The 23,279-nt window shown below is 42.0% G+C and carries 16 protein-coding genes and 2 riboswitches; of the genes, 15 read left to right on the top strand and 1 reads right to left on the bottom strand.

Annotation, left to right across the window (positions count from 1 at the left end):
- Positions 1 to 102: 102 nt before the first annotated feature.
- Positions 103 to 933 (top strand): KPN_02809 family neutral zinc metallopeptidase, encoded by an 831-nt coding sequence (gene ypfJ, locus BSO02S_RS23435; protein ID WP_066073487.1) that lies wholly within the window; start codon positions 103 to 105, stop codon positions 931 to 933.
- Between the two features lie 65 nt (positions 934 to 998).
- On the opposite strand, the gene BSO02S_RS23430 is transcribed toward ypfJ, so the two are convergent.
- Positions 999 to 2,354 (bottom strand): sigma-54 interaction domain-containing protein, encoded by a 1,356-nt coding sequence (locus tag BSO02S_RS23430; protein WP_096190920.1) that lies wholly within the window; start codon positions 2,352 to 2,354, stop codon positions 999 to 1,001.
- Between the two features lie 373 nt (positions 2,355 to 2,727).
- On the opposite strand from BSO02S_RS23430, the gene BSO02S_RS23425 reads away from it, so the two are divergent.
- The 14 genes from BSO02S_RS23425 to ptsG all read left to right on the top strand — a co-directional run bounded on the left by BSO02S_RS23425 (position 2,728) and on the right by ptsG (position 23,036).
- The gene (locus BSO02S_RS23425) at positions 2,728 to 3,813 is read left to right on the top strand and encodes an aromatic ring-hydroxylating oxygenase subunit alpha (RefSeq protein WP_066073484.1); all 1,086 of its coding nucleotides are present in this window, start codon (positions 2,728 to 2,730) and stop codon (positions 3,811 to 3,813) included.
- Positions 3,810 to 5,258: an aldehyde dehydrogenase family protein gene (locus BSO02S_RS23420; RefSeq protein ID WP_066073480.1), complete on the top strand. Its 1,449-nt coding sequence runs from the start codon at positions 3,810 to 3,812 to the stop codon at positions 5,256 to 5,258. The genes BSO02S_RS23425 and BSO02S_RS23420 overlap by 4 nt, the downstream gene beginning before the upstream one ends.
- Complete coding sequence (locus BSO02S_RS23415) at positions 5,258 to 6,343, top strand: tartrate dehydrogenase (protein WP_066073477.1); 1,086 nt, start codon at positions 5,258 to 5,260, stop codon at positions 6,341 to 6,343. The genes BSO02S_RS23420 and BSO02S_RS23415 overlap by 1 nt, the downstream gene beginning before the upstream one ends.
- Before the next feature lie 162 nt (positions 6,344 to 6,505).
- Positions 6,506 to 8,050, top strand: coding sequence for a BCCT family transporter (locus tag BSO02S_RS23410; RefSeq protein WP_066073469.1), 1,545 nt, complete (start codon positions 6,506 to 6,508; stop codon positions 8,048 to 8,050).
- A gap of 559 nt (positions 8,051 to 8,609) precedes the next feature.
- Positions 8,610 to 9,551: an AAA family ATPase gene (locus BSO02S_RS23400; protein ID WP_425320410.1), complete on the top strand. Its 942-nt coding sequence runs from the start codon at positions 8,610 to 8,612 to the stop codon at positions 9,549 to 9,551.
- Positions 9,552 to 10,769, top strand: coding sequence for a DUF58 domain-containing protein (locus BSO02S_RS23395; protein ID WP_066073462.1), 1,218 nt, complete (start codon positions 9,552 to 9,554; stop codon positions 10,767 to 10,769).
- The gene (locus tag BSO02S_RS23390; protein ID WP_066073459.1) at positions 10,766 to 12,997 is read left to right on the top strand and encodes a transglutaminase TgpA family protein; all 2,232 of its coding nucleotides are present in this window, start codon (positions 10,766 to 10,768) and stop codon (positions 12,995 to 12,997) included. Before BSO02S_RS23395 ends, BSO02S_RS23390 begins: the two co-directional genes overlap by 4 nt.
- Before the next feature lie 37 nt (positions 12,998 to 13,034).
- Positions 13,035 to 13,137, top strand: a riboswitch (purine riboswitch).
- 146 nt (positions 13,138 to 13,283) lie between these two features.
- Positions 13,284 to 14,804 carry a glutamine-hydrolyzing GMP synthase gene (gene guaA, locus BSO02S_RS23385; protein ID WP_066073493.1) on the top strand — a complete coding sequence of 507 codons (1,521 nt, stop codon included), beginning with the start codon at positions 13,284 to 13,286 and terminating at the stop codon, positions 14,802 to 14,804.
- Between the two features lie 96 nt (positions 14,805 to 14,900).
- Positions 14,901 to 15,002: riboswitch (purine riboswitch) on the top strand.
- Between the two features lie 108 nt (positions 15,003 to 15,110).
- Entirely contained in the window at positions 15,111 to 16,439 is a 1,329-nt protein-coding gene (locus BSO02S_RS23380; RefSeq protein ID WP_066073455.1) for an NCS2 family permease, read from the top strand.
- A 137-nt stretch (positions 16,440 to 16,576) separates the two neighbouring features.
- Positions 16,577 to 17,515, top strand: a complete 939-nt coding sequence (locus BSO02S_RS23375; protein WP_066073490.1) for an ABC transporter ATP-binding protein — start codon at positions 16,577 to 16,579, stop codon at positions 17,513 to 17,515.
- Between the two features lie 12 nt (positions 17,516 to 17,527).
- Positions 17,528 to 18,715, top strand: coding sequence for an ABC transporter permease (locus BSO02S_RS23370; RefSeq protein ID WP_066073452.1), 1,188 nt, complete (start codon positions 17,528 to 17,530; stop codon positions 18,713 to 18,715).
- Positions 18,708 to 19,835 (top strand): ABC transporter permease, encoded by a 1,128-nt coding sequence (locus BSO02S_RS23365; RefSeq protein WP_066073449.1) that lies wholly within the window; start codon positions 18,708 to 18,710, stop codon positions 19,833 to 19,835. The genes BSO02S_RS23370 and BSO02S_RS23365 overlap by 8 nt, the downstream gene beginning before the upstream one ends.
- An 84-nt stretch (positions 19,836 to 19,919) precedes the next feature.
- Entirely contained in the window at positions 19,920 to 20,777 is an 858-nt protein-coding gene (gene glcT / locus BSO02S_RS23360; protein WP_066073447.1) for a glucose PTS transporter transcription antiterminator GlcT, read from the top strand.
- Positions 20,778 to 20,969: 192 nt separating this feature from the next.
- Positions 20,970 to 23,036 (top strand): glucose-specific PTS transporter subunit IIBC, encoded by a 2,067-nt coding sequence (ptsG, locus tag BSO02S_RS23355; protein WP_066073444.1) that lies wholly within the window; start codon positions 20,970 to 20,972, stop codon positions 23,034 to 23,036.
- Positions 23,037 to 23,279: the final 243 nt, after the last annotated feature.

Raw genomic sequence — 23,279 nt, 5'->3', positions numbered from 1 at the left:
ATGAATTATTTTTCTAATATATTCTTTCAATCTCCCTAATATGGGTATACCACTATGGAAATAGTAATCATAGGAATACGTTTATATAGGGGGTTAAAAGAAATGAAATGGAAAGGAAGACGGGCGAGCTCAAACGTTGAAGACAGAAGAGGAATGGGCGGCAAAACCGTGGTTGGGGGCGGGATTGGCGGGATTGTTATTATTCTCCTCTATACACTTCTCGGTGGCAACCCTGGAGATTTAATCAATAACATGTCATCGAATAATGGCGAAAATACAACTGTCCCTTACGAGGAATCGACGCAAGAGAAGGAATCGAAAAATTTTGTTTCGGTCGTACTTGCCGATACGGAGGATGTTTGGTCGGACGAGTTTAAGAAGAGAGGACTGAAATACGAAAATCCTACGCTCGTTTTGTACAGTGGCAGCATTCAGTCTGCCTGCGGTTTTGCCAGTTCAGCGGTGGGGCCGTTTTATTGTCCGGGTGACCATAAGCTATATATTGATTTAAGTTTCTATCAGGAGTTAAAAGAGAAATTCCAGGCGCCTGGTGATTTTGCAATGGCCTATGTTATCGCCCACGAGGTTGGTCACCACGTTCAGACTCTTTTGCATACAGGGGAGCATGTTTCAGCAGCCCAGAGAAAGTCCAATCAATACTCGGTCCGGTTTGAATTGCAAGCAGATTATTTGGCTGGTGTTTGGGCCCACTATGCGGAAGGGAAGGGCTACCTAGAAAAAGGCGACCTTGAAGAGGCATTAAATGCAGCAAATGCTGTCGGTGATGATAATATTCAGAAGAAGGCACAGGGTTATGTGGTTCCGGAAAGTTTTACACATGGAACTTCTGCCCAGAGGAAGCGCTGGTTTTATAAGGGATTCGAAAACGGCACCATCGAGGGCGGGGATACCTTTAAGGCCGCCAACCTTTAACACATGATTGGAAAAATAAAGAGGATGAATCTAAGGCCGCAGCCAATCAGAATCATCCTCTTATCTTATTCAGTAACGTCCCCGCAATACTGATTAATCAGCTTCACAGCCCTCGTTTGGCTTATATTCAAATCCTTTGCAACCTTTCGCGAGCTCTTGTGCTTTTTAAACGACTCGGCTACCAATGTTTTCTTCACATGTTCAATGGCATCGTCCAATGTGGACGGAAGAAGGTATTCCGTTTGTGTGTTGGTGTTGTGTAAGATTAGTTCTGGCAGGTCGTCTTTAGTGATGATGTTCGCTTCACTTGTAACGACGAGCCGTTCTAATACATTTTCAAGCTGCCGGATGTTTCCCGGCCACGAATACAAATGAAAAATATCCTGGCATTCTTTCGAAATGATTTTATTCATTTCATATTTTTTATTAAATTTGTATAAAAAATTGTATGTCAAAGGGACGATATCTTCCCGGCGTTCCCGGAGCGGCGGCAGGTGGATGTCGATAATATTAAGGCGGTAAAATAAATCCTCGCGAAACGTATTCATTTTTACCATTTCAACTAAATCCCTGTTTGTTGCCGCGATAATCCGGACATCCACTTTCTTCAATTCGTTTTTTCCAATCGGAATAAATTGTTTCTCTTGGATGACCTGCAGTAATTTTGCTTGTAATGATAACGGCATTTCGCCGATTTCATCCAAGAACAATGTCCCTTGGTCGGCTACTTCCAACAGGCCCTTTTTTCCGTACTTGCTGGCGCCGGTAAATGCCCCTTCCCCATAGCCGAAAAGTTCTGATTCAAGCAAATCCTCAGGCAAAGCAGCGCAATTTATTTTTAAAAATGTTTTCTCCGACCTTTTGCTGCTGTCGTGAATGTATTGGGCCAATACTCCTTTTCCAGTTCCAGATTCCCCTTGGATTAAAATAGTAGAATCCACTTTGGCGATTTTTTCGCACATCTTTAGGATGTTTTTCATGTTTTCGCAATTCGTAATTGGGTTTAAGCCGGCACTATTTATGGGGCTCTTTTCTTTTTCGGATTTAATACTTTTATAGTTTTGCAGTTCTTGTGACGTAATCACCACTAGGTCGATTTCATCTTTTTCATTTAGAATCGGAACGGCTGTCGTTAAGAGCTCTGCCCCGATATAGGTTGTCTGTTTAATCGTAACAGGTTCTTTTTCTTTAAAAACCAGTGGTACAATCGATGGCTTCCAATATCCCTTTTCGAATAGTTCGAGGTTATATTTCCCCATGACATCTGCCGGTTTTAGCCCATAATGTCTTTCACAGGCGCTGTTTACATAAATAATTCGTTGTTCCCCGTCAAGGACAAAAATTTCGTCAGAGGAATAGTCGAGGATCTGTTTAAGTATATCTCCGGTAATTTCAAAAGGACTTTGCATGGTAAATAACATAGATTTCGACTCCCCTTACGATTGATTCGTTTTTAATTCAAGTGAGTTAAAAACAACTCAGGTTTTGAAGGAAATGTGTGCAAATTGTGACAACTTTCTAAGTAACACTAATATTGTAATGTTGGCACGATAATTGCAATAAGTAAAAGTGAGTGTTGGTAATCAGCTAACTTCATAAGTATAGCTTACTAGATTCATTTAACTAAATATTCAGCATCCTGTAAACACTTTACACTATTTTCATGTTGAAAATAGGAGTTTAAGGGTGAATTGTTTTGAACTCAACTTATTAAGAGGGGTTTGATCCAATGGCTGAACTGAAAACGTTTTATAGTTTTAATAAAAATAATCGTTTGAAGGTGAGGAAAAGAAGATGGCAACGTATAATCCGGTTGTAAACAAGACGGGCAAAACATTTGAAAGAACGTTAACTTATGATTTATATACCGATCCATTGGTGTATCAGCAAGAAATAGAGGATGTGTTCGCGAAATCATGGCAATTAGTAGGACATGTCAGTCAATTAGAAAAAGTAGGTCAGTTTTTTACCACTGAGGTAGCGGGGGAACCGATTATTGTTACGCGTGGAAAAGATGAAGTGATTCGCGCTTTTTACAATGTATGTCCGCACCGCGCGACAAAGCTTGAAAAAAGTGAATCAGGTACAAAGAAAATTCTTCAATGCGGCTACCACGGCTGGACCTTCCATTTAGATGGCCAGTTAAATAAGGCACCAAACTTTACAGGCGAAGATGCTCATTGTGTCAGCGACCGCTGCTTAAGATCTGTAAAAATGGAGATTATGGAATCGCTTATTTTCGTCAACCTTGATGATAACTGCACATCTTTAGCAGAAACGTATGGTGATTTCTTCGAGCGCTTGGCGAAGTTCCCGTTCTTAGGAGAATTAAAGCGTATAAACCAGAAGACACGTGTCATTAAGTCAAACTGGAAGGCATTTATTGACAACTATTTAGAGTGTGACCACTGCCATGTGGCTCATCCAAGCTTTGTAGCCACTTTGGATATGAAAAACTATCAGATTGTTACCTGCCAAAATTATTCTGTTCAAGCCTCTGTTGTCAAACCAGATAAGACTATGGGTACAACTGACTTAAACGAGGCAGAAATGCAGGGTGGGGAGTTCTACTGGCTATGGCCAAACTTAATGGTAACCATTTATCCTGGACCAGCAAATATGGCAACGATTCAAATGATTCCTATAGACCACGAAACAACATTAGCGGTTTATACTTACTATTTTAGAGATGAGAACTTAACTCAGGAAGAAAAAGACTTAGTGACATTCGCGGAACAGGTCAGACAAGAAGATGTAGAATTAGTAGAATTAGAGCAAATTGGATTCCGTTCACGTGCCTTTAACCAAGGGGTTTATTCTTCATCGGAGAAGGCAATTGTTCAATTTCACGAAAAGGTATTGGAGGCGTTGGGTCGATGACTAATGTAAGAGTAGTTGAGAAAAAGCACTTATTTATTAATGGCAGGGAAGTTGAGGCAGGAAATTATGAACCGCTTTATTCTCCTTATTCTGGAGAACCGATTGCTGAGATTGCGATGGCCGACGAGAAACTGACGCGGGATGCCATCCAATCGGCTCAGGATGCATTTCAAGTGATTTCAAAACTACCGGCCTTCGAACGGTCAGCAATTTTGGAAAAAGTGGCAGCATTATTGAATGAAAGAGTGGATCAAGCGGCAGAAGTCATTGCACTAGAATCAGCTAAGCCGATTACCTTTGCTAAGGGCGAGGTATTAAGAACAGTGGAGACCTATAAATTTGCGGCAGAAGAGGCAAAAAGAATCCATGGTGAAACCATTCCTTTTGATGCTTCCCCGGGCGGAGTAGGCAGAATTGGTTATACTGTTCGCAAGCCGATAGGCGTCATTGGAGCGATTACACCGTTTAACTTTCCTATGAATCTTGTTGCCCATAAGGTTGGACCTGCGATTGCATCGGGTAATTCAATCGTGTTAAAACCTGCTTCACAAACCCCATTATCTGCCTTGTACATTGCCGAGCTTTTCAAAGAGGCAGGGCTGCCGGATGGAGTTTTAAATGTAGTAACTGGTCCGGGTTCGGTAGTAGGGGAAGAAATAATCCGGGATGAGCGTGTAGCGATGGTCACATTTACCGGAAGCCCAGCGGTAGGAATTGCTATTCGCAATAAAGCTGGATTAAAGAAAACAACGTTAGAGCTTGGATCAAATGCTGCCGTTATTTTAGATAAAGATACAGCTATTGATCAGGTGGTTGATCGCTGTGTAACAGGAGCGTTTTCGAATCAAGGGCAAGTATGCATTTCCTTGCAGCGCATTTATGCCCATGAAGACGTGTATGATCAATTTGTTGAGAAGTTAGCAGAAGCGGCGAAACAATTAAGAACTGGAGATCCATTAGACCCTAATACGTATATTTCTTCTTTAATTTCTAAAAAGGAAACAGAACGTGCGTTAGGATGGATTGAAGAAGCAAAACAGAATGATGCGGTGGTTTTAGCAGGCGGCAAACTAGCGGACGGTATTTTAGAGCCAACGGTGATTGTCAATGTCGATCCAAAGTTAAAGGTGTCTTGCCAAGAGGTATTTGCTCCAGTTGTAATTGTTAATAAGGTAAGCTCTGTTAAAGAAGCGATTGGTTACGTAAATGATTCAAGATACGGTCTGCAAGCTGGTGTTTATACGAAAAATGTTGATCAAGCATTATTTGCCAGTGACGCTCTTGAAGTCGGGGCTGTTATGATTAATGATATCCCGACCTTCCGAGTCGACCATATGCCTTATGGAGGAGTTAAAGAGAGCGGAACTGGCCGTGAAGGTATAAAATATGCGGTAGAGGAAATGACAGAATTAAAATTAGTAGTATGGAACAGAGGCGAAATTTAATGAGCACATATAAAATTGCCGTGATTCCTGGAGATGGGATTGGTCCTGAAGTGCTACACGAGGGAATCAAAGTTTTAAATAAAATTGCAGAATTGGATGGTTCGCTCCAATTTGAATATACGTACTTCCCATGGGGATGCGAGTATTATACCCAGCATGGTGTGATGATGGACGAGGATGGTATTGAAAAATTAAAAAACTTTGATGCGATTTTTCTAGGAGCTGTAGGTTTCCCAGGTGTCCCTGACCATATCTCATTATGGGATTTACTTTTAAAGATTAGAAAAAGTTTTGATCAATATATAAATATCCGCCCGATTAAACTGATAAAAGGCGCCCCTTGTCCGTTGAAGGACGTGAATAGAGAAGAGTTAGACATGCTGTTTATCCGTGAAAATAGCGAGGGTGAATACGCGGGTGCAGGGGATTGGCTTTTTAAAGGTCAAGAAAATGAAGTGGTATTACAAACAGGCGTATTTTCCCGAAAAGGAACGGAGCGGGTGATTCGCTATGCATTTGAAGTGGCAAGAAGAGAAGGAAAGTCACTTACTAGCATTAGTAAAGGAAATGCGCTGAACTATTCGATGGTTTTCTGGGACCAGGTGTTTGAAGAGGTGAGCAAAGAGTATCCGGATGTCACAACCGCTTCATATCTCGTCGATGCGGCCGCGATGTTAATGATTTCTGATCCAAAAAGATTTGAAGTGGTCGTCACGTCTAATTTATTCGGAGATATCTTAACAGATTTAGGTGCAGCATTAGCTGGCGGAATAGGACTTGCAGCGGGTGCTAACATTAATCCGGAAAAAACCTATCCATCCATGTTTGAGCCGATTCACGGCTCTGCTCCTGATATCGCAGGAAAAGGCCTTGCCAATCCTTTAGCTACCATTTGGTCGGCCAGCCAGCTGCTTGACTTTTTAGGATATGAAAATTACGGAAAGCTCGTGTTGGATGCAATTGAGGAACTGCTGGTGGAGGAAAAGGTTTTGACGCCTGATATGAAGGGAACTGCTTCTACTTCCGAAGTTGGTGATCGAGTAGCAGGTATTATTGGAAAACTTTTGCTCTCCAAAACAGTTTAATAAAAGTTAGGTCGGCAGCACATGTACCTCTGTACTTTACGTGCTGCTAACCCAAATTTACTGATTATTAACCATATTCGGCCATATTTATTAACATTATAGAAATCGCTTACATTATATCAGGAGCTTAGTATTCGGAATAACTAAATAGGGAGTGATAAGATGAATAGTAAGAAAGCTGTTTTTCATATTTCTTTAGTTCTTAGCTTATTGTTAATTAGCGTGGGCGTTTTTGCTCCAAAGCAATTAGAGACCTTCTCCAATTCATCACTTAGTTTTATTTATAACAATTTAGGCTGGTTTATTCTTGGAAGTGTTTTTATTTTCTTTGCCTTTAGTATGTATATTGGAATTTCGAAGTTTGGTCATATCCGATTAGGGGATGATGATGATCGTCCTGAATTTAAAACAGCGACATGGATTGCCATGCTTTTTAGTGCGTCGATTGGTATCAGCCTTGTCTTCTGGGGCGTTGCCGAACCTGTCTCTTATTATATTGACCCTCCATTTGGAAAAGCTTCTTCGGAGCAGTCAGCGAAGCTTGCCATGCAATTCGTTTATCTACATTGGGGAGTTTCTGCATGGGCGTGTTACGCAGTTGTAGGTGTTTCCTTAGCATTCTTCCAGTTTAGAAAAAAGTTGCCGGCTTCATTAAGTTCTGTTTTTTATCCTTTAGTTGGTGACAAAATTAAAGGTCCTTTTGGTAAATTTATTGATATTATTGTTATCCTTTCTATTGTTATTGGAATTGCAACATCCCTAGGCTTCGGAACACTGCAGGTGAATAGCGGGATGCATTATCTTTGGGGAATTCCTGTAGGCTTTTCAACCCAGGTTGTCATCATGGTAATTGTAACCGCCCTCTATCTTGGATCATCTGTTTCAGGACTGCAAGGCGGCATCAAACACTTATCCAATCTAAATATGATCTTAGCATTTGCTCTATTAGCGTTTGTGTTAGTACTTGGACCAACACAATCCCTGCTAAAAATTTTCTTTCAAGGAATTGGCGATTATGCGCAAAACTTTATTGGTATGTCGTTCCGAACGGAGCCATATAACGACGGTTCATGGATTGCAAGCTGGACATTATTCTATTTTGGCTGGTGGATTGCTTGGGCACCGCTTGTTGGAAGTTTTGTTGCGAGGATTTCCAAAGGAAGAACCATTAAAGAGTTTATGATGGGAGCTGTTTTCATCCCTGTTCTTGGTTCGTTTTTGTGGTTTGCTGTTATGGGAGGATCCGCACTCGATCTTATTCAAAATCATGGCAAAACGGCAATTGCAGCCGCGGTATCTTCGGATGTGACATCTGCGCTATTTAAGTTTTTTGATTACTTCCCTATGAGTGTGGTTCTAAGTATTTTAGCCATGGTACTCGTGCTTATTTTCTTTATTACATCTGCGGATTCGGCGATTTTCGTTCTCGGCATGATAAGTGAAAATGGAAATCCAAATCCAACCCATAAGACCAAAATCGTTTGGGGAGTAGTCATTGCAGCGATATCTACTGTTTTAATCGTGACTGGAGGGCTAAAGGGGCTGCAATCCGCCCTCGTCGCAACAGCCATCCCGCTTGCGGTATTGATGCTGTTCATGTGCTACTCGACATATAAAGGTTTAAAAGATGAACTTAAAGTCAAATCGGAGATAAAGGGTAAAGAGTTGGCTGGAACAAAATTAACCCCTGAGAAAAGGGCGTTATAAGACAAAATTCAGATAATCACTACTAAAAATGGAGGCTGGATCAAAAGTGTCGTTAATGAATCGACCTTTTGAGAGGCCTCTTTTTTTGGGGGGGGTCCATAAAGTGTCTAATCAGCCATAAACCGTGGTTTTAATGAAAAGCTATTTAGTTATTGGGGAGAGAGTGTGTATTTTAATAATAATGACCTCTTTGAGTGCCCATTGGTCAGTTTTTTCACTCTGCATGGGCACTGAGACACTGTCTGAGTGCCCGAGAGCCCCCATTTTCACCTTGCATGGGCACTGAAAACCTATCTGAGTGCCCGAGAGCCGGTTTTTCCACCCTGTATGGGCACTGAAAACGATAAAAAATCAGCCAAAGACTACAAAAATGAGCCATAACCAAAAAATTACTCATCGAAACGCCACCCCGCACCTTCTCCGTATACTAATAATACCCAGCTTAAAGATTGTCTGTCCAAAAATACAGGATTTTTCCATATAAAAATAGAATACATAGGTAGAATGCCATAAATTGGCCAATATCCAATGAGGAGGAATCGCCTTGTCCCGTGAACAAATGAATCCCACGATTGAAAAAATACTAGTAAACATTGAAAAGGTCATGATTGGAAAAAGGGATGTCGCCGAACTAAGTCTCGTCGCTCTGCTTGCCGGAGGCCACGTGCTGCTAGAGGACGTCCCGGGAGTCGGAAAAACGATGATGGTCCGTGCTCTTGCAAAATCGGTTAATGCCAATTTTCGTAGAATCCAGTTCACACCAGATCTCTTGCCATCGGACGTCACCGGGATCTCGATTTATAATCCGAAAGAAATGGAATTTCAATTTCGTCCTGGGCCGTTAATGGGCAACATCATCCTTGCCGATGAAATTAACCGGACATCCCCGAAGACCCAGTCGGCGCTTTTAGAGGGAATGGAGGAAGCGAGTGTAACCATCGATGGGGTGACCCATAAATTGAACAAGCCGTTCTTCGTGATGGCGACGCAAAACCCGATTGAATATGAAGGTACCTATCCGCTGCCTGAGGCACAAATTGACCGCTTTTTATTAAAAATGAAAATGGGCTATCCAGATCTCAATGAGGAAATTGAAGTATTGAACAGGGCACAAAGGGTGCCGCCAATTGAAGACCTTAATCCAGTTATCGACCTGGAGGGCCTTCTCTCCCTACAGAACGAAATCAAAGAAGTTTACGTTGACGCTACGATTAAGCGTTATATTGTCGACATTGTCAACCGGACAAGGGGGCATGGCAGTGTCTATCTTGGCGCAAGCCCAAGGGGATCGATATCCTTAATGAAAGCGGCCCAGGCGTATGCCTATATGTATGGCCGTGATTATGTCCTTCCAGACGATATTCAATATTTAGCGCCATTCGTTTTATCTCACCGGATTATTTTGAAATCGGAGGCGAAATTCGAAGGGATTTCTGCAGAAGAAGTGGTGAATCGGGTCGTGACACGCGTACCTGTTCCAGTCCAAAGGCTTGTGAAGTAAATGAAAAAGGGATGGAATCTGTTCAAAAAGGTATGGAAGTTTTTCCTGTTACTTTTTTTGATTTTGCTAACATTCTCGTATGCCATGTTCCAAGGCGGATTTGTCAGCTGGTTTATATTTTATAGCTTTTTACCCTTTGCGATTTACTGCGTCGCACTTTCCTTCTATTCCTTAAATGAACTTGAAATAACAAGGGTTTTGCCGAAAACGGATTACAATGCGGGAGAGCCTTTAAGGGTAACCGTAACGGTAAAAAGGACAAAGGCCTTTCCGTTATTTTATTTACTGATGGAAGACCATTTAGATGATCCGTTGAAATTTGCCAATCAACAAAGACCTGCAAAGGCATTACTGCTGCCTGGCATGAAAAAAGAGTTTTCCTATGAATACATCATTGATGAGCTGCCGCGCGGGGAACACTTTTTCAACAACTTTACTGTAAAAATTGGTGATCCGCTTGGGTTATTTGAAAAAGAAAAGATCTTCACGGCGGATGGGAAAATCATCGTTTATCCGGCCTATTCCGAGCTTCTCTACCGGCCATTTGAAAACCATTATGATCAAGGATTAACGGCTTCGAGGGAACGTGTACAGCGCGATACATCGATGGCGATTGGCGTGAGGGATTATCAGCCAGGCGACCGTTTTTCGTGGATTAACTGGAAGGCCACCGCAAAGCGGAACGAGATCATGACAAAGGAATTTGAGCAGCGGCAATCACATGATGTTTTTGTTGTAATGGACTGTGTACCCGACAAGCGCTTTGAGCCCGTTGTCTCCTTTACCGCGTCATTGCTGCGGGCAATTTTGAAAAAGGGCGCTCAGACAGGGCTGTTAACGATTAGTAAAGAAAGGGCCTCGTTTCCTATCAGAGGCGGGGAACAGCACCTAAGGCAGCTCTTTTATCACCTGGCAAAAATCGAGGCCAAGAGTATCACACCTCTTGAAAAAGTAATCGAGACAGAAGGACTTTTTATCCAACAAGCGGTGTCATATTTGCTGGTTACCGCGCAATTAACAAAGCCATTAATCGAAAAAGCGAGCTTTCTTGGTCAACGAAAGGGTTCAATCACTCTTTTTCTACTAAAGGGTCAAACGGAAGTACCTTCGGAAAATGAACGTTCCTTGATTGCCATCGCGAATGCACGTGGCGTTCGAATCGTTATGGTTCATGAAGGGGATTATGAATCAGCCTTTTCGGGGGTGAATGTATATTGAGAAAAAGGGATTTACCTTCACTGTTTTTATATACCTTTGGCTTTTTCCTTCTCTGGGAATGGCTCAGGCCGATTGAACAATTAACGGAAACAGACAATATCGAAATGTTTATTTTCTTTCTGCTTCTCTCATTTGCGATTTCATTTTTCCATATGAAATGGCCTTGGCAATTGATTATAAAACTGGTATTTATCTTATATTCGGTTAATCGGCTTTATTATCAAGAAGGATTCTTTCAGTTTCGCTGGTTAAAGGCATTCATCACGGATGGTGCCGATAACATTGTATTGCTGGCAGGCAGGCATTGGAACGATTTATCGAATGAATTTCGGACGCTACTGTTTTTTATCCTCCTGTGGTTAATGGTTTACTTAATTCATTATTGGCTCCTGAATCGGCAGCGGATATTTATCTTTTTCTTAATGACGTTGATTTATATTAGTGTCCTGGATACTTTTACACCCTATAGTGCAAAGGCAGCGATTGTACGCACAATCATTGCCGGGTTTGCAGTGATGGGAATGCTGACGTTTTACCGGATGACCCGGAAGGAAAAGGTCAACTGTGATTCCTCCTTCCTCCGGAGGTGGATGGTACCGCTGGCAGGAATGATTGTTTTTAGCGTTCTCGTCGGAATCGCTGCCCCAAAGGCCGCACCGATTTGGCCGGATCCTGTTCCGTTTTTTACGGCAAATAATAATAAAGAAGGCGCGGAGGGCAATAAGGCCGGTCCTCATAAAATTGGCTACGGGACAGATGATACTGCGTTAGGTGGTCCATTCATAGGGGACGATAGCCCGGTTTTTGCCTACGAGGCAAATGGAAAGAATTATTGGAAGATGGAGACAAAGGATACGTATACGGGAAAAGGCTGGCTTGCATCGGGGTCAACACTCATCTCCTATCGGGAGGAGGAGTTTGTCCCTGTAACTTCTTATCCCGAAACCGTTGAAACCATCAAGGAATCTGCCAGAGTAATCGTCCATGGAAAGTATAAATACAACTATATTATGTATCCGGCAGGTATTAAGATGATCTCGGCGATGGAGCCGTCTGACCCCGATGGAAATCGATTCGTGGTTGATGCAAACAATGAGAGGATTAGCTTTTTTAATAATGATCAGAATCCGGTTGTGCCCCGCGCTTTTACAGCAGTCTATGAGATTCCAAAATATAAGGCCGCTGATTTAAAGCAAACAGCAAGCTTCGACTCGGAGAAGTCAGTTAAAGATCATTTTTTCTATATGCAGTATACGCAACTGCCTGATCAACTACCGGATCGAGTCAAAGTGCTGGCAGAGGAAATAACTGCCGGAAAAACAAGCTGGTTTGAAAAGGCGAAAGCCGTCGAAGGGTATTTTGGCAAATCGGATTACACCTATGACCAAAAAAATGTTGCGGTGCCTGACACCAATGATGATTATGTTGATCAATTTTTATTTGAGACAAAACATGGTTATTGTGATAATTTTTCAAGCTCGATGGTTGTAATGCTGAGGTCTTTGGGGATTCCGACAAGGTGGGTTAAAGGATTTACCGGCGGAGATTTTCAAGAATACAGCCAAGATGACACATCGAAGCGGTATTACCAAGTAACTAACAATAATGCCCACTCCTGGGTGGAAGTTTATTTTCCAAATCAAGGCTGGGTCCCGTTTGAGCCTACAAAGGGTTTTACGAATGGGGCCATCATCAATTATCAAACAGATGCGGTTCCAGCGTCAACGAATCCGCAGAGTACACCGCCGCCTGTGAAAAAGCCGCAGCATGTCGAAAAAGATGTCCTAAAGACACCGGAAGATGCAAAGAAATCCTTTGATGTTAAAAACATCTTAAATAAAGCGAAATTAACCTTGAAAAATAATTGGAAACTAATTTTTCTCGTTCTTGTCCTTTTAACCGGTATTACGGCCACTCTTTATCGAATCCGCGGCAAGTGGGTTCCATACTGTGTTTTACTGCTATATAGGTTTAAGAAAAAGGATGAAAACATCGGTGCAGCGTATTTGATTTTGTTGAATCAGTTTGAACGTTATGGAATAAATCGGAAGGAAAACCAGACACTGAGGAATTATGCCCGGTACATCGACACCTTCTATTCAACACGGGACATGACCCGATTAACTGCTTACTATGAACAATATATGTATCATCAAAGCCTGCCAAAGGGGACATGGAAAGAGTCGCGTGAGTTGTGGGAAAATTTAATTAAAAAGACAATTACTTGACCAGAAAAACAACCTCTTGTTACAATATGTCTTATTAATTGAATAAGTACGTTTTCTTCATATATCCTCGAAAATATGGTTCGAGAGTCTCTACCGGGTCGCCTTAAAATGACCTGACTATGAAGGTAGGATTTCTGTATCTAATTTTTCTAATAAAACTAGAATTCTGCCTTCCTGATATTTGAGGAGGGAGAATTCTAGTTTTTTTTTTATTTTTTTCATTTGTGGTAAAAGCTAGTAATAACATTAGAAAATTGAGGTGGCCTTTTTGACGGAAAAACAAGATATGATTGTTGTTTTAGATTTTGGGAGTCAATATAATCAGCTGATTACACGCCGGATTCGTGAGTTTGGTGTCTACAGTGAGCTGCATCCGCATACGATTACGGCAGAGGAAATCCGCCAATTGAACCCGAAAGGAATTATTTTTTCCGGGGGGCCAAACAGTGTGTATGATGAAAATTCGTTCCGCTGTGATGAATCCATTTTTGAAATGGGCCTGCCAATCCTTGGGATTTGCTACGGGATGCAGCTTATGACCGTCCATTTTAACGGGAAGGTTGAAAAAGCATTGCAGCGTGAGTATGGAAAAGCAACACTGACGGTTCAACATCCGTCCGTGCTATTTGGCGGTCTCCCTACGGAGCAGACTGTATGGATGAGTCATGGCGACCTTGTTGTTGAGGCACCGGAAGGGTTCACAGTCGATGGGACGAACCCGTCCTGTCCGATTTCGGCGATGAGTAATGAGGAGCGAAAACTATATGCTGTGCAGTTCCACCCGGAAGTCCTTCATTCCGTTTATGGAACGGAGCTGCTTAAGAATTTTGTCTTTAATGTCTGTGAGGGCAGCGGCAATTGGTCCATGGGGAACTTTGTGGAAAAGGAAATGGCGAAGATTCGTGAGCTCGTTGGCGATAAAAAGGTGCTTTGTGCCTTAAGCGGCGGGGTGGATTCATCCGTTGTCGCCGTGTTGATCCATAAAGCGATAGGCGACCAGCTCACCTGTATTTTTGTCGACCATGGTCTGCTTCGTAAAAATGAGGCAGACAGCGTGATGAAGACTTTCTCTGAAGGATTCCATATGAATGTCATCAAGGTTGATGCAAAGGACCGTTTCCTATCGAAATTGGAGGGTGTTTCTGACCCTGAGAAAAAACGGAAAATCATCGGCAATGAGTTCATTTATGTGTTTGATGATGAAGCAACAAAGCTTGAGGGTATCGACTTCCTAGCACAAGGAACGCTTTACACCGATATCATTGAAAGCGGCACAGCAACGGCGCAAACGATTAAATCGCATCACAATGTCGGCGGACTGCCGGAAGACATGCAGTTTAAATTAATTGAACCGCTGAACACCTTGTTTAAGGATGAGGTTCGTGCCCTTGGAACGGAGCTTGGCATTCCGGATGATATCGTTTGGCGGCAGCCATTCCCAGGTCCTGGCCTTGGTATTCGTGTCCTTGGGGCCATTTCTGAAGATAAATTGGAAATTGTCCGCGAATCCGATTGGATCCTCCGTGAGGAAATTAAAAAGGCAGGTCTTGACCGCGAAATCTGGCAATACTTCACGGTCCTCCCGGATATCCGCAGTGTTGGTGTCATGGGGGACGCTAGAACATATGATTACACGATTGGAATCCGCGCGGTCACCTCGATTGACGGGATGACATCCGATTGGGCACGGATTCCGTGGGATGTCCTTGAAGTCATTTCAACAAGGATTGTCAACGAAGTAGCCCATGTAAACCGCGTTGTTTACGATATAACCAGCAAGCCGCCTGCAACGATTGAATGGGAATAACAATTAGCAAATCACGAACGATATTATTTTTTTGAATAATATCGTTCGTTTTTTTATTTACAAGCTGTACATTTCCTGCTAAAATGAAAAAGGAATTAAGGGAATTATAAATTGCATCGTATAATGTTGGGGATATGGCCCAAAAGTTTCTACCGAGCCACCGTAAATGGCTTGACTACGAGGCAGTGTTTTTAATAAAGGGGCATTTCTATCCTCTATTTATTACACATGCCTAAAGTCATCACTCCGGTAGAAAATGCCGGAGTGTTTTTTGCGTAAAATAGAGATTACTAGGGGGAAAAAGAAATGCAGAAGTATTTTGAGTTTGAAAAACATGGCACAAATTATCGCAGAGAAATTATCGGTGGATTTACCACCTTCTTAGCAATGGCTTATATACTAGTGGTTAACCCGTTAACCTTATCACTTGCGGCTGTAAAAGACTTTCCTGATGCATTACGAATGGATTATGGTGCCGTATTTGTAGCTACTGCCTTAGCAGCTGCAATCGGTTCGATTATCATGGGGCTGATTGGAAAGTATCCACTGGCCTTGGCGCCGGGAATGGGATTAAACGCGTTTTTTGCCTTTTCTGTCGTCTTAGGGAGTGGCATTCCATGGCAGCATGCACTCGGTGCCGTGTTGATTTCGGGTATATTTTTCTTCTTGCTTACATTAACAGGCCTTCGTGAAAAAGTCATTAACGCCATTCCGATTGAATTAAAGTATGCAGTTGGAGCAGGGATTGGATTATTTATAACCTTTGTTGGTTTACAAAGTGCACAAATCATTGTGAATAATGATGCCACACTTGTTGAATTAGGGGATTTAACGGCGGGCGGTCCGCTACTCGCGATTTTTGGGATTGTCGTAACTGTCATTATGATGACACGTGGAATTAAAGGTGCCGTATTTTATGGGATGATATTGACGGCCATTGTTGGAGTAATTTTTGGCGAAATAAAAATGCCGCATCAAGTGGTTGGTCATGTTCCAAGTATTGCGCCAACCTTTGGGGCTGCGTTTTCCTCGTTTGGTGATAGCTCGTTTTACACGACAGCGATGCTTGGAGTTATTCTGACTTTCTTGTTTGTTGACTTCTTTGACAATGCCGGTACACTTGTTGCTGTTGCTGGTCAAGCGGGTCTAATGAAGGATAACAAGCTTCCTCGTGCAGGAAGGGCGCTCATTTCCGACTCTATTGCCTCTAGCGTTGGGGCGGTTCTTGGAACATCGACAACCACTTCTTTCGTTGAGTCAACGGCGGGGGTTGCGGCAGGGGCAAGAACTGGATTTGCTTCATTGGTTACCGCTGCCTTATTTATTTTGTCGCTCTTTTTCTTTCCGTTATTATCGGTCATCACCGCACCTGTCACAACACCAGCCTTGGTCATTGTCGGGGTATTGATGGTTTCTTCTTTGGGAAAAATTGACTGGAAACGGTTTGAAATTGCTGTTCCGGCATTTTTAACAATGGTTACGATGCCGCTCACCTATAGTATTGCAACAGGAATTGCGATGGGTTTTATCTTCTACCCGATTACCATGATTGTTAAAGGGAAAACTAAGGAAATCCACCCAATCATGTACTTTTTCTTTGTCATCTTTGTCTTATATTTTATCTTTTTAAAATAGAGTGTACAGGGAACTGCGGCTGCCGTAGTTCCCTTTTATTTTTTAAAAAAAAGCCAACAAATGACAAATTCCGCCAAAAGGCTTCGGTATGATGTAAGTGTGAGATGATGATTGAAAAGGAGTGGTTACAAATGAACATGCTAACCGTTCAAGATTTACGTAAAATTTTCGGGAAATTTGAGGCAGTGAAGGGCGTTTCATTTGCAGTAGAAAAAGGAGAGTCTTACGGGCTTCTGGGACCTAATGGAGCAGGGAAGTCGACAACGATTAATATGATTACCGGGTTGTTTCCGCCGACCTCAGGGGAAATTCATATTAAAGATATTGATGTGGTCAAAAACCAAAAACAGGCCCAAAAGTGGATTGGCGTTGTCCCGCAGGAGATTGCGCTATATCAGTCAATGTCAGCACGGGAAAATCTAAAGTTTTGGGGGAGGATGTACGATTTATCCGGCAGTGCGTTGGAGAAGAGTGTGGATCAGGTGCTTGAGATTATTGGATTATCGGAGCGGGCAAAAGACAAGGTAGAAACTTTTTCCGGCGGAATGAAACGCCGGGTCAATATCGGTGCCGCGATTTTACATAAACCGGAATTATTAATCATGGATGAGCCGACAGTCGGTATCGATCCGCAATCAAGAAATCATATCTTAGAAACGGTCAAGCGTTTAAATAACGAAGGAATGACAATTATTTATACTAGTCATTATATGGAGGAAGTCGAATACCTTTGCGAACGGATTGGAATTGTTGATCACGGTGAGCTAATCGCTTCTGGTACTTTAAGTGAACTGAGGGAGACAATCGGTGATCATTCGAAAATTATCTTAGCAATGGATAAGGAAAGGTTCAATCCGGAGCAAATTACGGAGTCGCTAACGACGTTTTTTTCAGACAAGGATTTTCAAATTCAAGATCAACAAGTAATGGTTTTCCATAAAGAGCCGCAACTGATTTTAACTGATTTTATCCAGTCGGTGACAAAAACAGGCGCGAAGATTACCTCAGTGGATATCGTCGAACCCAACCTTGAAAGCGTCTTTTTGCATTTAACCGGACGGAATCTACGGGATTAGGAGGTGGGGACGATGAAATTCTTGTGGCTTGCTTGGAAGGACTTATTACTAATTGCTCGTGATAAAAAGGCCTTTTTAACGCTAATTTTGATGCCGCTTCTATTGATTGCTATTTTAGGATCAGCCTTAGGAAATATGATGAAGGAAGACGAAGATATTTCGATTAAAAAGTTTACGCTTGGTGTCGTTAATTTAGATCAAGGTCAGCTTAGCAAAGTATTAACAGAGGAAGTCTTTTCGAAAAGTTTATCTAAGCAAATTCAAGTGAAGTACTATCAGGAAGATGAATTGAATAAAAAAATAAAAGACCACAAGCTGACGGTCGGAATTATCATCCAAGATGACTTCACCGCCTCATTAATGTCAGGTGAAGAAACAAAGGTGAAGCTTTTATCGGTGCCTGACACCGTTATTAACGCAACCATCGTTCAAAATGTGATTGAGCAGTTTTCCCGCTCGATACCAATTGAGGCTGTCGTGTCACAAATGGCTCAGCCGGTTCAAACTGGAAATCAGGGCGGAATCATGCAAGAAGGATATGGGAAGAAGCCGCTTCTAAATGAAACCACAATTGATGCTAAGACAAAGCCGGTCAGTTCCTTTCAATATTATGCTGCCGCCATGGGCGTAATGTTTTTGTTAATGACGGTTGTTCAAGGTGTTTCCACGATGATCCTCGAGAAGGAACAAGATGTGTTTAACCGTCTGCTGCTTACGAATTTAACCTACCCGAATTATCTGCTCGGAAAAATGCTGGGGTTAATGATTATTTGCTTACTACAAGTGTTTATTATCATTGTCGGAACCAGCCTTATCTTTGGGGTAGATTGGGGCTCCTCCGTTTCAGGGATTGTTATCATGACGTTTGCGTTTGTTGTGAATGCAAGTGGACTTGGTGTGTTAGCTGGCTCCTTTATTAAGACAGAAAAATCGTTTAATGTTGCCGGGATGTTTGGGACGCAAATTATGGCTGCCTTAGGAGGAAGTATGGTCCCACTCTATGTTTTTCCGAATTGGGTCGTTTTTATCACTAAATTTTTGCCGAATGGGCTTGCCCTGCAAACGTATTTAGATTTAATGTCTGGTGCCACAGTTTCTAAGATTCTGCCAGCCATTGCGGGATCAATCGGCCTAGGCTTGTTCTTTTTCGCCATTGGCTTAATTCGCCTTTCGTGGGAAAGGAGAGGTAAATATGCGTAAAATCTGGACGATTCTCTTACTTCATTTGAAGGAGTTTTTTAAATCCCCTGGAGTATTGGTGCTTATGTTCGTTATGCCTGCCCTATTTAGTTGGATTTTCGGCGGAATGACTATGAATTCAGATCAAAATAAACCGGTTGTTAATGTTGTACTAAGTGATTCTCCAGTCAGCAAAGAAATGTTTAATCTGTTAAAGCAGGACCATCATTTTGACTGGAAACAGCAGTCTCGAAACCAGGCCGAAAAAAATGTTTCTGCTCAGGATGCAGTGGCTGCGGTGGTGTTACCGGATGATATCGGTCAAAGAATCACGGAAACGAAACCATTGTTTGATATTATTGTCCAACGGAAGAACGAAGATTATCTCGCTTTGTCTACCCATTTAGAGGGAACGGCGGGGCTGGTCCTCCGCTCCTATCAGGCCACTTCGAAGTTAGAGGCTGATGCTCTTCCAAAGGTACTCGACGCCATCACGAATAATAAGGGTATCATGGTCGAAAAGCAGATCATCCAAAAGGATTCGAATAATTCTGTGGAAACCAACCTAATGTTTGTTGGTTTTGCGATCATGTTTATGATGTTCGGTCTATCTGGAGCAGCTTCAACCATTCTAGAAGAACGAATTGGCGGTACGTGGGGAAGATTGATGGTTTCTCCAGCTAGTAAACTGCAAGTCAGTTTAGGCTACCTTTTGGCTTACTTTTTCATGGGGTGGATTCAATTTGCTGTCCTGATGGTGACGATGAATTTACTATTTGAAACAACCTGGGGAAGCTTGGTTTATTTTATTCCCTTTGCCTCACTTGTGATTCTGAGTGTCGTTGGCTTTGGACTGATGATTGCCGGTCTTGTCAAAACAAAGCAGCAGGCGTCAGCCGTTAGTGCTGTTTTAATTGTCAGTACCTGTATGCTTGGGGGCGTGTATTGGCCAATTGAAGTAGTCCCGGATTTGATGCAGAAAATTGCCTTGGCCGTTCCGCAAAGCTGGGCGATGGCCGGTTTTAAAGAAATCATCAGCGGCAGCCTGCATTCGGCCACACTTATGAGGGATACGCTCGCTCTTTTTGGTTTTTCGGCCCTATTCTTTTTCATTGGCCTGCGCGGAATGAAATTCGAGTAATTGTGTAGCGAGTGTTCACATAATTGTCGTTGACTTCCTGATTTCTCTCTTATAACATGAATATACTAATGTTTAGTGGGATAAATGGAGGGGAAGGGTATAGCAAATTTACGGATTGATAAGGTCCTAAATAATAATGTATTAATCGCTGAACACCCTTCCTACGAAGAAGTTGTGGTAATTGGTAAAGGGATTGGCTTTAACCGGAAACGAGGAGACCTTATCGATACAGAATCAGTAGAAAAACTATTTGTTTTAAGAAATGAAAAAGAACAGGAAAACTACCTTAAACTGCTGCCTTTTATCGATCATGATTATTTAGAAGTGATTATTTCTGCAATCGAACTCATTAAGCAGCGGACCCATTCACAGTTGAATGAACATATCCATGTTGCCTTGACCGACCACTTAATGTTTGCGATAACGCGGGCATCGCAGGGAATGGAAATGACCAATCCCTTTTTAGTGGAAACAAAAGCCCTTTACCGCCGCGAGTATGAAGTAGCAATCGATGTAGTTGCGCTTATTAAGGAAAAGACAGGGTTCAGTCTGCCTGCCGGAGAGATTGGGTTTATTGCACTGCATATCCATAGTGCGATTACTAATAAAAATTTATCGGAAGTAAATCAACACTCACAGCTTGTCAGCCGATTGGTTGGAATGGTAGAGGAACAGTTTAAAATAGAGATTGATAAAGAAAGCATCGATTATATGAGGCTCGTTCGCCATCTTCGTTTCGCGATTGAGCGCGTGCTCAAAGGTGAAAGAGTCGAGGAGCCAGAAAAAATTGCTTCCCTCTTGAAAGAGGAATATCCGGTATGCTATAATCTCTCGTGGAAGCTCATTAAAGTGATGCAGCAATCATTAAAATTGAAGGTCTATGATGCAGAAGCAGTCTATCTAACCATGCATCTGCAGAGGCTTCAAAACAAATTTAAATAGCTATTATTTTTTGCGTGTTACTGATTCGATCAGGCATGAGTAAAAAGTATTTAATTGAAATGAAGGCAGAGAGGGTATTCTATACCCCGTAGCCTTATTCGATTGAACTTTTACTCATGCCTTTTTTGTTGTTTTTTTTTTAAAAGTGTAAACGCTTAATGAGCCGAACGAAAATTTCAGGAGGTATTCTTTATGTTTAAAAAAGCTTTTGGCGTACTGCAAAAGGTTGGTAAAGCGTTAATGTTACCAGTTGCGCTGTTACCAGCAGCAGGTCTTTTGTTAGGAATAGGTAATGCTATCCAGCAGCCAACGATGCTTGAATATTTGCCATTTTTAGATGCTCATTGGATTCAACTAGTAGCGGGTGTTATGGAGGATGCAGGCAGTATTATTTTTGGCAACCTTGCGCTTATCTTTGCAGCCGGTGTTGCAATTGGTTTAGCTGGTGATGGAGCCGCTGCCCTTGCTGCAATTGTGGGTTATTTGGTATTGAACCAGGTAATGAGTTCATGGCTTGGTGTTACGGCAAAAATGATTGCTGATAATCCAAGTTATTCAAGTGTTTTAGGGATTCCGACCCTGCAAACAGGGGTGTTTGGCGGGATTATCGTCGGATTGATTGCTGCTTATTGTTACAATCGTTTTCATGATATTGAAATGCCATCATTTCTTGGATTCTTCGCGGGAAAACGGTTCGTTCCGATTGCCACCGCAGCAGCTTCGTTTATAGCGGGTTTGTTGCTATTAATTATTTGGCCGCCAATTCAGCATGGCATGAACAGTGCGTCTACCTGGCTGCTCGGCAGCGGAACGTATGTTGCTGTGTTCTTCTTTGGATTTATTAAACGATTACTGATCCCATTTGGATTACATCATATTTTTCACGCGCCGTTTTGGTACGAATTCGGATCTTATAAAACCGCCGCTGGTCAAATTGTCCACGGTGATATGACGATTTTCTTCGCGCAATTAAAGGACAATGTGAAAATAACGGCCGGTAACTTTATGGGCGGTGAATTCCCGGTAATGATGTTCGGATTGCCGGCAGCAGCGTTGGCAATGTATCACACAGCCCGCCCAGAAAAGAAAAAGCTCGTCGCTGGTCTGCTTGGTTCAGCCGCATTAACCTCTTTCTTAACAGGTATTACTGAACCTATTGAATTCTCATTTATGTTTGTATCACCAATTCTATTCTTAATTCATGCAGTATTAGATGGTCTTTCCTTTGTATTAATGGCTGTCCTTAATGTTCACCTAGGTTACACTTTCTCAGGAGGAGCGATTGACTTCTTCTTATTCGGAATCTTGCCAGGCAAGCAGCCATGGTGGATTGCCGTTCTTTTAGGACTATGTTTTGCTGTTATTTACTATTTTGTCTTCCGTTTCGCGATTACAAAATTTAACTTAAAGACTCCAGGCAGAGAAGCAGTTGATGAAAAAGCAACATCTGAAACAGGGGCAAAAGGGGGAGCTGGCGACCTTGCTAACAATATTCTTGAGGCAATGGGCGGGCAGCAAAACATTGCTCATCTAGATGCTTGTATTACACGTCTACGCGTATCTGTAAATGATATTAAAAATGTTGATAAAGATGAACTGAAAAAACTTGGGGCAGCGGGTGTGCTTGAAGTTGGCAACAATATCCAAGCTATTTTTGGGCCGCGTTCAGAAATCATTAAGGGGCAAATGCAAGATATTATGAGTGGTAAAAAACCAAGGGTAGTAGAAAAAGCACCGGAAAAAGGTGTAGAACAACAAATTGAAGAAGTAATCCCAGAAGCGTTGCAATCAGAACATAAAACAGAAGATGTTTTTGTTTCACCGTTAAAAGGTGAAATTAAACCAATCACAGAAGTACCAGACCAAGTCTTTGCCGGAAAAATGATGGGTGACGGTTTTGCGATTGTACCAGCGGAAGGAATGGTGGTTTCACCTGTTGATGGAAAAATCATTAACCTATTCCCGACCAAACACGCTATTGGTATTTTATCTGATACCGGCCGCGAAATACTCATTCATGTTGGAATCGATACGGTTAACTTAAAAGGACAAGGTTTTGAGACATTAGTTTCAGAAAATGCCATTGTCGAAAAAGGACAGCCGTTATTAAAAATTGATCTTGATTATATTAAAGAGCATGCAACATCAACCATTACTCCAATTGTCTTCACGAATTTAGCTGAAGGCGAAAAAATTGTTATTGAAAAGCAAGGCAGGGTTGAAATGCAACAAGAAGGAATTATTAAAATTACAAAATAACAGAAAAACCGCCCCGTGCTGTGGGGCGGCTTTTCTGTATATAATAGAAGAAAGCTGGTGGAAGAGAAAGAATTTAAATTAAGGATTGACGTTATCTAATCAAGGTGTTATTATATTAAAGCAGTCGTTAATCGCTAGTTAACAACAAAGCGGTGTTGAAAACATTGATTAAAAGTGTTGACAACCTATTAACGAAATGATATAGTAGTAAAGTTGCTTCAGTAAGAAGCGGCGAAGTTGTTC

It is taken from the genome of Neobacillus soli NBRC 102451, from assembly GCF_001591665.1.
GTDB lineage: Bacteria > Bacillota > Bacilli > Bacillales > Cytobacillaceae > Neobacillus > Neobacillus soli.
The sequence above is the reverse complement of the archived record's forward strand: the minus strand, read 5'-3'. Positions and strand labels throughout refer to the sequence as shown.